General features: G+C 50.9%; 9 protein-coding genes. 8 read left to right on the top strand and 1 reads right to left on the bottom strand.

The window, feature by feature from the left end; translation table 11 throughout:
• The 3 genes from ACUU1M_RS06985 to zapC form a co-directional block, all read left to right on the top strand.
• Window positions 1–552 (top strand): fimbrial chaperone (locus tag ACUU1M_RS06985; protein ID WP_042774450.1); only part of this gene is annotated, 552 nt, incomplete at its 5' end.
• Between the two features lie 110 nt (window positions 553–662).
• Window positions 663–1673 carry a quinone-dependent dihydroorotate dehydrogenase gene (gene pyrD / locus ACUU1M_RS06980; RefSeq protein ID WP_001370288.1) on the top strand — a complete coding sequence of 337 codons (1011 nt, stop codon included), beginning with the start codon at window positions 663–665 and terminating at the stop codon, window positions 1671–1673.
• 173 nt (window positions 1674–1846) lie between these two features.
• Window positions 1847–2389, top strand: coding sequence for a cell division protein ZapC (gene zapC / locus ACUU1M_RS06975; RefSeq protein WP_004991542.1), 543 nt, complete (start codon window positions 1847–1849; stop codon window positions 2387–2389).
• On the opposite strand, the gene ycbX is transcribed toward zapC, so the two are convergent.
• On the bottom strand, window positions 2386–3495 hold the full coding sequence (ycbX, locus tag ACUU1M_RS06970; protein WP_000224266.1) for a 6-N-hydroxylaminopurine resistance protein YcbX: 1110 nt from the start codon (window positions 3493–3495) through the stop codon (window positions 2386–2388). The genes zapC and ycbX overlap by 4 nt on opposite strands.
• A 243-nt stretch (window positions 3496–3738) precedes the next feature.
• Between ycbX and rlmKL the strand changes: the two genes are divergently transcribed.
• The 5 genes from rlmKL (at window position 3739) to pqiC (ending at window position 11354) form a co-directional block, all read left to right on the top strand.
• Complete coding sequence (gene rlmKL / locus ACUU1M_RS06965) at window positions 3739–5847, top strand: bifunctional 23S rRNA (guanine(2069)-N(7))-methyltransferase RlmK/23S rRNA (guanine(2445)-N(2))-methyltransferase RlmL (protein ID WP_001086555.1); 2109 nt, start codon at window positions 3739–3741, stop codon at window positions 5845–5847.
• Window positions 5848–5858: 11 nt separating this feature from the next.
• A complete protein-coding gene (locus tag ACUU1M_RS06960) occupies window positions 5859–7766 on the top strand; it encodes an ABC transporter ATP-binding protein (RefSeq protein ID WP_000053032.1) in 1908 nt (635 codons plus the stop codon).
• Window positions 7767–7895: 129 nt separating this feature from the next.
• A complete protein-coding gene (gene pqiA / locus ACUU1M_RS06955; RefSeq protein ID WP_000333176.1) occupies window positions 7896–9149 on the top strand; it encodes a membrane integrity-associated transporter subunit PqiA in 1254 nt (417 codons plus the stop codon).
• A gap of 4 nt (window positions 9150–9153) precedes the next feature.
• Window positions 9154–10794 (top strand): intermembrane transport protein PqiB, encoded by a 1641-nt coding sequence (pqiB, locus tag ACUU1M_RS06950; RefSeq protein ID WP_000445541.1) that lies wholly within the window; start codon window positions 9154–9156, stop codon window positions 10792–10794.
• Window positions 10791–11354, top strand: a complete 564-nt coding sequence (gene pqiC / locus ACUU1M_RS06945; RefSeq protein WP_000759120.1) for a membrane integrity-associated transporter subunit PqiC — start codon at window positions 10791–10793, stop codon at window positions 11352–11354. Before pqiB ends, pqiC begins: the two co-directional genes overlap by 4 nt.
• The last annotated feature ends 30 nt before the right edge of the window (window positions 11355–11384 follow it).

The raw sequence follows: 11384 nt of genomic DNA, 5'->3' as shown, positions 1-11384 counted from the left end.
GAATCCTGGCTTATTAACAGCAAAATCAATCGCCCAACGCGTTGGGCCGGGGGGGAAGCGTCGACAGTGCCAGCACTATTACTGGCCGCTCCGCCACTTATTCTCCTGAAGCCCGGTACTACAGGCACGTTGCGCTTGCTGAGAACGGAAAGCGACATCTTGCCTGTGGATCGCGAAACGCTATTTGAGTTAAGTATTGCCAGCGTGCCATCCGGCAAAGTTGAAAATCAGAGCGTAAAAGTGGCGATGCGCTCGGTATTTAAACTGTTCTGGCGACCCGAAGGTTTGCCGGGCGACCCGCTGGAAGCTTATCAACAATTACGCTGGACACGGAATTCGCAGGGTGTACAACTCACTAACCCAACGCCTTACTACATTAACCTGATTCAGGTGAGCGTAAATGGTAAAGCGTTAAGTAATGCGGGAGTCGTGCCGCCTAAAAGCCAGCGTCAGACAAACTGGTGTCAGGTAATAGCACCGTGTCATGTCGCCTGGCGGACGATAAATGATTACGGCGGGTTGAGTGCAAAGAAGGAGCAAAATCTGCCCTGAAACAGGTTCTGAAAACGTTTGCGTTTTTTTTGCCGCAGGTCAATTCCCTTTTGGTCCGAACTCGCACATAATACGCCCCCGGTTTGCACACCGGGAATCCAGGAGAGTTCATGTACTACCCCTTCGTTCGTAAAGCCCTTTTCCAGCTCGATCCAGAGCGCGCTCATGAGTTTACTTTTCAGCAATTACGCCGCATTACCGGAACACCGTTTGAAGCACTGGTGCGGCAGAAAGTGCCTGCGAAACCTGTTAACTGCATGGGCCTGACGTTTAAAAATCCGCTTGGTCTGGCAGCCGGTCTTGATAAAGACGGGGAGTGCATTGATGCGTTAGGCGCGATGGGATTTGGATCGATCGAGATCGGTACCGTCACGCCACGTCCACAGCCTGGTAATGACAAGCCGCGTCTCTTTCGTCTGGTAGATGCCGAAGGTTTGATCAACCGTATGGGCTTTAATAATCTTGGCGTTGATAACCTCGTAGAGAACGTAAAAAAGGCCCATTATGACGGCGTCTTGGGTATTAATATCGGCAAAAATAAAGATACGCCAGTGGAGCAGGGCAAAGATGACTATCTGATTTGTATGGAAAAAATCTATGCCTATGCGGGATATATCGCCATCAATATTTCATCGCCGAATACCCCAGGATTACGCACGCTGCAATATGGTGAAGCGCTGGATGATCTCTTAACCGCGATTAAAAATAAGCAAAATGATTTGCAAGCGATGCACCATAAATATGTGCCGATCGCAGTGAAGATCGCGCCGGATCTTTCTGAAGACGAATTGATCCAGGTTGCCGATAGTTTAGTTCGCCATAATATTGATGGCGTTATTGCAACCAATACCACTCTCGATCGTTCTCTGGTTCAGGGAATGAAAAATTGCGATCAAACCGGTGGCTTAAGTGGTCGTCCGCTTCAGTTAAAAAGCACAGAAATTATTCGCCGCTTGTCACTAGAATTAAACGGTCGCTTACCGATCATCGGTGTTGGCGGCATCGACTCGGTTATCGCTGCGCGTGAAAAGATTGCTGCGGGTGCCTCACTGGTGCAAATTTATTCTGGTTTTATTTTTAAAGGTCCGCCGCTGATTAAAGAAATCGTTACCCATATCTAATTATTTCTTCGAATTCCTCTTTATAAGATAATCAGGGCTTTATTTTCAGCCCTGGTTGTTTTATATTCATCGTTGTTGCTTATTTAGACATTTTGTACTTTTATTGTTGAGGTTATTAAGCGAAGCGACAATGGATTGTGTTGCTGCGGTTTTATAGGGTAGGGGAGAGGCAGATGCGAATTAAACCAGACGATAACTGGCGTTGGTATTACGATGAAGAGCACGATCGAATGATGCTCGATTTAGCCAATGGTATGCTATTTCGCTCACGTTTTGCGCGCAAAATGTTGACTCCAGATGCCTTTTCTCCCGCAGGCTTTTGCGTTGATGATGCCGCGCTCTATTTCTCTTTTGAAGAAAAGTGCCGCGATTTTAATTTATCTAAAGACCAAAAAGCCGAACTGGTGCTGAATGCACTGGTAGCAATTCGTTATCTCAAACCGCAAATGCCGAAAAGCTGGCATTTTGTCTCCCATGGTGAAATGTGGGTGCCCATGCCGGGCGATGCGGCCTGCGTTTGGTTGAGCGATACTCACGAGCAGGTCAATTTGCTGGTCGTTGAATCTGGCGAAAATGCCGCGCTATGCCTGCTGGCACAACCCTGCGTTGTTATTGCGGGTCGCGCGATGCAGTTGGGCGACGCCATTAAAATCATGAACGACAGGCTGAAACCGCAGGTGAATGTTGACAGCTTCAGCCTCGAACAGGCAGTCTAACGCGTCAGCTTAAGGGCAGTCTTCGGTACACAGCTACAGCAAAGAATGGTGCCATCATCGCCCATTGCTGATTTTTTCAGCGGCGTGACTTCGCCTTCTAAAAGCTGAACACGGCAACTTCCACAAATGCCCGCGCGGCAAGAATAAGGGATACGAATTCCCTGATTTTCTAATTGCTCCAGCAACACTTGTTGGTTATTTCCACGAAATGCCTGTCCCTGCCAGTCAATATCTACATTTGCGTCCGGTTGTTGCGTGATGTTGGCGGTATCATCAGCGGCAGCTGCGCCGTAAATTTTTGCCGGAGCCGTTGCCAGAATTTCCACCTCATCGCCAACGCGAATCACGCCGCTATTACGGGCAATTAAATTCTGACCAAAATCGACATCGCCGTTATCCTGGGCAGTGCGGAAAGATTGCAATGTTTTTAATGGTTCGCCTGCCGGATGTTTTTGCCCTTTTTCTGGGCTGACGGTGGTGAAAATACAGCGGCTACAAGGTTTAACCACATCAAACACCACATCACCAATGCGAATCACTTTCCAGCTATCTTCTTCCCAGGCTGACGCGGCGGAAACCACCAGATTGGGGCGGAATTGCTCCATTTTTACACTGGCCGGACAACGTTGTTGGAGATCACGTAACGAGGCTTCGTTAGCAAGAAGGTAAGGATAGCCATCAGCAAATGACAGAGGTACAGTGTTGTGGCGTTTCACGCGCCGGGTCATTTGTGGCCCCACCCAGCGTAATTGCACTTCGCGGGAGAAAAATCCACTTAGCCATTTGTTGATCGCGTCTGGCGCAATTCGCGCGGTAAAATGTGTGCCCCAAACTTCGGTTGGTGCGTCTTGTGTGGCGAAATCAGCAAAACGAACATATGCGCTACTGCCATCTGGTGCGGTGAGATGCAAGCCATCATGCACAGGTGAAGGAGTAAACCGTACCATCTGGGGAAACTGGCGAGCGGTAATAAACGTACCGTCAGGTTCCGTGATCATAAAGATGCGATCGAAGGCCAGACCACTGACATCAGCCAGAGCATGTGTAAGACCAATGCCGCGCATCGATTTAACAGGATGAATAAAAAGCCGGGTTAATGTCGCCACGGTGCGGTCCTCAAATGAAAATAAGCCCTCAACTTTATGACATGACGCGCTTATTAGCTATAATGCGCAACAATTTTCTTAGCGCCTGTCCCGTTAGGCTATTTTATTTGTCAGTTTGGCCCTGGGTTGTGCTCGAAATCCTCACGTACTTGTGTACGCTCCGGTTTCTCCGCGCTCTCCATGTCCAGACTGACTGCAACAATTACGCCTACTGCGGTAGGCTCTTAGAGTAAAAGTGACGATATGAATTCTCTGTTTGCCAGTACGGCCCGTGGGCTGGAAGAGCTGTTAAAAACTGAACTGGAAAATCTGGGGGCCGTTGAATGCCAGGTGGTTCAGGGTGGGGTCCATTTCAAGGGCGACACACGGCTTGTTTACCAGAGCCTGATGTGGAGCCGCCTGGCCTCGCGTATTATGTTGCCGCTGGGCGAGTGTAAGGTTTACAGCGATTTAGACCTCTATCTCGGTGTTCAGGCGATCAACTGGACAGAGATGTTTAATCCTGGCGCGACCTTCGCTGTCCACTTCAGTGGTTTGAATGACACCATCCGCAACAGTCAGTACGGCGCGATGAAAGTGAAAGACGCGATCGTCGATGCTTTCACGCGGAAAAATCTGCCGCGTCCAAATGTTGATCGCGATGCGCCGGATATCCGCGTTAACGTCTGGCTGCATAAAGAAACCGCCAGTATCGCTCTTGATCTGAGTGGTGATGGTTTACATCTGCGTGGCTATCGCGATCGTGCTGGTATTGCGCCGATCAAAGAAACCCTGGCAGCCGCTATTGTGATGCGATCCGGCTGGCAGTCAGGAACACCGCTGCTCGATCCGATGTGTGGTTCCGGTACGTTGCTGATTGAAGCGGCGATGCTGGCGACCGATCGCGCACCAGGCTTGCACCGTGGGCGTTGGGGCTTTAGCGGCTGGGCGCAGCATGATGAAGCTATCTGGCAGGAAGTGAAAGCGGAAGCGCAAACTCGCGCCCGTAAAGGCCTGGCTGAGTATAGCTCTCATTTTTACGGTTCGGACAGCGACGCACGGGTGATTCAACGTGCGCGCACTAACGCCCGTCTTGCGGGGATTGGTGAACTGATCACCTTTGAGGTGAAAGATGTCGCGCAACTGACCAATCCGCTGCCGAAAGGGCCGTACGGTACAGTGTTGAGCAACCCGCCATACGGTGAACGTCTGGACAGCGAACCGGCGCTGATTGCGCTGCATAGTCTGCTGGGCCGAATCATGAAAAACCAGTTCGGTGGCTGGAATCTCTCTTTGTTTAGTGCCTCGCCGGATCTGCTAAGCTGCCTGCAGCTGCGTGCAGACAAACAGTACAAGGCGAAAAACGGCCCGCTGGACTGCGTACAGAAAAATTACCACGTTGCCGAAAGCACACCAGACAGTAAACCGGCAATGGTAGCGGAAGATTACGCCAACCGCCTGCGTAAGAACCTCAAAAAATTCGAGAAGTGGGCACGCCAGGAAGGGATTGAATGTTACCGCCTGTATGACGCCGATCTGCCGGAATATAACGTTGCCGTTGACCGTTATGCCGACTGGGTGGTGGTGCAGGAGTATGCGCCGCCAAAAACTATTGATGCGCACAAAGCGCGTCAGCGTCTGTTCGATATTATCGCTGCAACCATTTCGGTACTGGGGATTGCGCCAAACAAACTGGTGCTGAAAACCCGTGAACGCCAGAAGGGCAAAAACCAGTACCAGAAACTGGGCGAGAAGGGCGAGTTTCTTGAAGTTACCGAATATAACGCTCACTTGTGGGTGAACCTGACGGATTATCTCGATACTGGTCTGTTCCTCGATCACCGTATCGCCCGCCGTATGCTCGGTCAGATGAGCAAAGGCAAAGATTTCCTCAACCTGTTTTCTTATACCGGCAGCGCCACCGTGCATGCGGGATTAGGCGGTGCACGCAGCACCACCACCGTGGATATGTCGCGTACTTATCTGGAATGGGCAGAACGCAACCTGCGTCTGAATGGCCTGACTAGGCGTGCGCATCGCCTGATTCAGGCCGATTGCCTGGCGTGGCTGCGTGAGGCAAATGAACAGTTCGATCTGATCTTTATCGATCCGCCAACCTTCTCTAACTCAAAACGAATGGAAGATGCGTTTGATGTTCAGCGCGATCATCTGGCGCTGATGAAAGATTTGAAACGTCTGCTGCGTGCAGGTGGGACGATCATGTTCTCGAACAACAAACGTGGCTTCCGTATGGATCTCGACGGCCTGGCAAAACTGGGACTGAAAGCACAAGAAATTACGCAAAAAACGCTCTCCCAGGATTTCGCCCGTAACCGCCAGATCCACAACTGCTGGCTGATTACCGCAGCCTGAAAGGAATAGTAATGTCATTAATCAGTATGCATGGCGCATGGCTGTCGTTCAGCGACGCGCCGCTTCTCGATAACGCAGAACTGCATATCGAAGATAACGAACGTGTTTGTCTGGTGGGCCGCAACGGCGCAGGCAAATCGACGTTAATGAAAATCCTCAACCGTGAACAAGGGCTGGATGACGGTCGCATTATTTATGAGCAAGATTTGATTGTAGCTCATCTGCAACAGGATCCGCCGCGTAACGTTGAGGGTAGCGTTTATGATTTCGTTGCCGAAGGCATTGAAGAACAAGCGGAATATCTGAAACGCTATCACGATATTTCGCGCCTGGTGATGAACGACCCGAGCGAGAAAAATCTCAACGAACTGGCGAAGGTTCAGGAACAGCTGGATCACCACAACCTGTGGCAGCTGGAAAACCGCATCAACGAAGTGCTGGCGCAACTGGGGTTAGATCCTAACGTTGCGCTGTCGTCGCTTTCCGGCGGCTGGTTGCGTAAAGCGGCATTAGGACGCGCGCTGGTGAGCAATCCGCGCGTATTGCTGCTGGACGAACCGACTAACCATCTGGATATCGAAACCATCGACTGGCTGGAGGGGTTCCTTAAAACCTTCAATGGGACGATTATTTTCATCTCCCACGACCGTTCGTTTATCCGCAATATGGCGACGCGCATTGTTGATCTCGATCGCGGCAAGCTGGTGACCTATCCAGGGAATTACGACCAGTACCTGCAGGAAAAAGAAGAAGCCCTGCGCGTGGAAGAACTACAAAATGCCGAGTTCGATCTCAAACTGGCGCAGGAAGAAGTGTGGATTCGCCAGGGGATCAAAGCACGCCGTACCCGTAATGAAGGCCGCGTACGCGCCCTGAAAGCGATGCGTCGCGAACGTGGTGAACGTCGCGAAGTGATGGGTACCGCAAAGATGCAGGTGGAAGAGGCCAGCCGCTCCGGTAAGATCGTTTTCGAAATGGAAGACGTTTGCTACCAGGTTAACGGTAAGCAACTGGTGAAAGATTTTTCTGCCCAGGTTCTACGTGGCGACAAAATTGCCCTGATTGGTCCGAATGGGTGCGGCAAAACCACGCTGCTGAAACTGATGCTCGGTCAGCTTCAAGCGGACAGCGGGCGTATTCACGTTGGCACCAAACTGGAAGTGGCTTATTTCGATCAGCACCGCGCGGAACTGGATCCCGATAAAACGGTGATGGATAACCTTGCCGAAGGTAAGCAAGAGGTGATGGTTAATGGCAAGCCACGCCACGTATTGGGCTATTTGCAGGACTTTCTGTTCCATCCGAAACGGGCGATGACGCCAGTACGTGCGCTTTCTGGCGGTGAGCGGAACCGCTTGCTGCTGGCGCGTTTGTTCCTCAAACCAAGCAACTTATTGATTCTTGACGAACCGACCAACGATCTTGATGTCGAAACGCTGGAACTGCTGGAAGAACTGATCGACAGCTATCAGGGCACGGTATTGCTGGTTAGCCACGATCGTCAGTTTGTCGATAACACCGTTACAGAATGCTGGATCTTCGAAGGCGGCGGTAAAATTGGTCGTTATGTTGGCGGTTATCATGATGCCCGTGGTCAGCAAGAACAATATGTGGCACTCAAACAGCCTGCGGTGAAAAAAAGCGAAGAAGCCGCCGCGCCAAAAGCAGAAACTGTAAAACGCAGCAGTAGCAAACTAAGCTATAAATTGCAGCGCGAACTGGAGCAGCTACCGCAATTGCTCGAAGATCTGGAGGCGAAGCTGGAAGCCCTACAGACGCAAGTGGCGGATGCTTCCTTCTTCAGTCAGCCGCATGAGCAGACGCAAAAAGTGCTTGCTGATATGGCTGCTGCAGAGCAGGAGCTGGAGCAAGCCTTTGAACGCTGGGAGTATCTTGAAGCGTTAAAAAATGGTGGCTGATCGCAAAATAGTCGATTTAAACAGAGACAGCTGACAACGGTAAAATTGCCTGATGAACTGGGTTTATCAGGCATGAAAACCAACACTTTGTTAGTCATCTGTAAAATAGCGCATCATTAAGGAGTACCAATGTGCGAACATCATCATGCCGCGAAGCACATCCTGTGCTCGCAGTGTGACATGCTGGTGGCGTTACCGCGCCTTGAGCATGGTCAGAAAGCGGCATGTCCCCGGTGTGGCACAACGTTAACCGTGGCGTGGGATGCCCCTCGGCAGCGTCCCACCGCCTATGCGTTGGCTGCACTGTTCATGCTGTTGCTGTCCAACTTGTTTCCTTTTGTGAATATGAACGTTGCAGGAGTTACCAGTGAAATTACATTACTGGAAATTCCCGGCGTGCTTTTTTCTGAGGACTACGCCAGCCTCGGCACCTTTTTCCTGTTGTTTGTGCAACTGGTTCCCGCGTTTTGTCTGATAACCATTCTGTTACTGGTGAATCGCGCGGAATTACCGGTCCGTTTAAAAGAGCAACTGGCACGGGTGCTTTTTCAACTCAAAACCTGGGGAATGGCGGAGATTTTCCTCGCGGGTGTGCTGGTCAGTTTCGTTAAACTGATGGCTTACGGCAGCATTGGGGTAGGCAGCAGCTTTCTCCCCTGGTGTTTATTTTGTGTCCTGCAACTGCGCGCTTTTCAGTGCGTTGATCGTCGCTGGTTATGGGACGACATCGCCCCGATGCCAGAACTGCGCCAGCCGCTAAAACCAGGCGTCACGGGGATACGTCAGGGGCTGCGTTCGTGCTCCTGTTGTACGGCAATCCTTCCTGCTGATGAACCCGTGTGCCCGCGTTGTAGTACCAAAGGGTACGTTCGGCGTAGAAACAGCCTGCAGTGGACACTCGCGCTGCTTGTAACGTCCATCATGCTGTATCTTCCGGCTAATATTTTGCCCATCATGGTGACGGATTTATTAGGCTCGAAGATGCCGTCGACGATTCTCGCTGGGGTCATTCTGTTATGGAGCGAAGGCTCTTATCCCGTCGCTGCGGTGATCTTTCTGGCCAGTATTATGGTGCCAACGTTAAAGATGATCGCCATCGCGTGGCTGTGTTGGGATGCCAAAGGGCATGGCAAGCGCGACAGTGAAAGAATGCATTTGATTTATGAAGTTGTTGAGTTTGTAGGCCGCTGGTCGATGATTGACGTTTTCGTTATCGCGGTGCTCTCGGCGCTGGTGCGTATGGGAGGTTTAATGAGTATTTATCCGGCAATGGGTGCATTAATGTTTGCTTTAGTCGTCATAATGACAATGTTTTCTGCTATGACGTTTGACCCGCGTTTGTCGTGGGATCGTCAACCTGAATCAGAGCATGAGGAGTCCTGACAGTATGGAATCTAATAATGGGGAAGCCAAAATCCAGAAAGTGAAGAACTGGTCTCCCGTGTGGATATTTCCTATCGTCACGGCGCTCATTGGGGCCTGGGTTCTTTTTTATCATTACAGCCATCAGGGACCGGAAGTGACCCTGATCACCGCGAATGCGGAAGGAATTGAAGGTGGCAAAACCACCATTAAAAGCCGTAGCGTTGACGTCGGCGTGGTTGAAAGCGCCACACTGGCTGATGATTTGACGCACGTTGAAATCAAAGCGCGGCTGAATTCCGGTATGGAAAAATTGCTGCATAAAGACACCGTCTTTTGGGTGGTGAAACCGCAGATTGGTCGCGAAGGGATTAGCGGCCTGGGAACGCTGCTGTCTGGAGTTTATATCGAACTGCAGCCAGGCGCGAAAGGCAGCAAAATGGATAAATACGATTTGCTGGACTCACCACCGTTGGCCCCGCCTGATGCGAAAGGTATCCGTGTGATTCTCGATAGCAAAAAAGCCGGGCAGCTCTCGCCAGGAGATCCGGTGCTGTTCCGTGGCTATCGGGTAGGTTCGGTTGAAACCAGCACCTTCGATACGCAAAAACGCAATATCAGTTATCAACTGTTCATCAATGCACCTTATGACCGACTGGTGACCAGCAATGTTCGCTTCTGGAAAGATAGTGGCATTGCGGTTGATCTGACGTCAGCGGGGATGCGTGTGGAGATGGGCTCATTGACAACGCTGCTTAGTGGCGGTGTTAGCTTTGATGTGCCGGAAGGTCTGGATTTAGGGCAGCCAGTGGCACCGAAAACAGCTTTCGTTTTGTATGATGATCAGAAGAGCATTCAGGATTCGTTGTACACCGATCACATTGATTATCTGATGTTCTTTAAAGATTCGGTACGCGGTCTGCAACCGGGAGCTCCGGTAGAATTCCGGGGTATTCGCCTGGGTACCGTAAGCAAAGTGCCATTCTTTGCGCCGAATATGCGTCAGACATTTAACGATGATTACCGTATTCCGGTACTGATTCGTATCGAGCCAGAGCGGCTGAAAATGCAGCTTGGCGAAAATGCGGATGTTGTTGAGCACCTTGGCGAATTGTTGAAACGTGGTTTACGCGGATCGCTGAAAACCGGAAACCTGGTCACTGGTGCACTGTATGTTGATCTCGATTTCTATCCAAATACGCCTGCAATAACCGGTATTCGTGAATTTAATGGTTATCAGATTATCCCGACTGTTAGCGGCGGCCTGGCGCAAATCCAGCAACGACTGATGGAAGCGTTGGATAAGATCAACAAACTGCCATTGAATCCGATGATTGAACAGGCAACCAGTACGCTTTCTGAAAGTCAGCGCACAATGAAAAACCTGCAAACGACGCTGGATAGCATGAACAAGATCCTCGCCAGCCAGTCGATGCAGCAGTTGCCGACGGATATGCAGTCAACGTTGCGTGAATTGAATCGCAGCATGCAGGGCTTCCAGCCTGGCTCCGCAGCCTACAACAAGATGGTGGCGGATATGCAGCGCCTTGATCAGGTGTTGCGAGAACTGCAACCGGTGCTGAAAACGCTCAATGAGAAGAGTAACGCGCTGGTATTTGAAGCGAAGGACAAAAAAGATCCAGAGCCGAAGAGGGCGAAACAATGAAAAAGTGGCTAGTGACGATTGCAGCACTGTGGCTGGCCGGATGCAGCTCCGGCGAAATTAATAAAAACTATTACCAGTTACCTGTGGTGCAGAGCGGTACACAAAGTACCGCCAGCCAGGGCAATCGTCTGTTATGGGTAGAGCAGGTCACTGTTCCTGACTATCTGGCGGGGAATGGTGTGGTTTATCAAACCAGTGATGTGAAGTATGTGATTGCCAACAACAACTTGTGGGCCAGCCCGTTGGATCAACAGTTGCGCAACACCCTGGTTGCCAACCTGAGTACGCAACTGCCCGGCTGGGTGGTTGCCTCCCAGCCTCTGGGAAGCGCCCAGGACACGCTCAATGTTACCGTAACGGAGTTTAACGGTCGCTATGATGGCAAGGTCATTGTCAGTGGTGAGTGGCTGTTGAACCACCAGGGACAACTGATCAAACGTCCGTTCCGTCTGGAAGGAGTGCAAACTCAGGATGGTTACGATGAGATGGTTAAAGTGCTGGCCGGTGTCTGGAGTCAGGAAGCCGCTTCTATTGCACAAGAGATAAAGCGTCTACCTTAATTATAAAGATTTGTAAATATAACCGTCTCC

It is taken from the genome of Shigella sp. SIG6 (assembly GCF_053555815.1).
Note: the sequence above shows the minus strand (reverse complement) of the source record. Positions and strands in the feature narration are given on the sequence as shown.

Excerpts from the sequence above, each read along its gene's own strand:
- pyrD (WP_001370288.1), top strand. The coding sequence starts at position 663 with ATGTACTACCCCTTCGTTCGTAAAGCCCTTTTCCAGCTCGATCCAGAG.
- zapC (WP_004991542.1), top strand. The coding sequence starts at position 1,847 with ATGCGAATTAAACCAGACGATAACTGGCGTTGGTATTACGATGAAGAG.
- rlmKL (WP_001086555.1), top strand. The coding sequence starts at position 3,739 with ATGAATTCTCTGTTTGCCAGTACGGCCCGTGGGCTGGAAGAGCTGTTA.
- ACUU1M_RS06960 (WP_000053032.1), top strand. The coding sequence starts at position 5,859 with ATGTCATTAATCAGTATGCATGGCGCATGGCTGTCGTTCAGCGACGCG.
- pqiA (WP_000333176.1), top strand. The coding sequence starts at position 7,896 with ATGTGCGAACATCATCATGCCGCGAAGCACATCCTGTGCTCGCAGTGT.
- pqiB (WP_000445541.1), top strand. The coding sequence starts at position 9,154 with ATGGAATCTAATAATGGGGAAGCCAAAATCCAGAAAGTGAAGAACTGG.
- pqiC (WP_000759120.1), top strand. The coding sequence starts at position 10,791 with ATGAAAAAGTGGCTAGTGACGATTGCAGCACTGTGGCTGGCCGGATGC.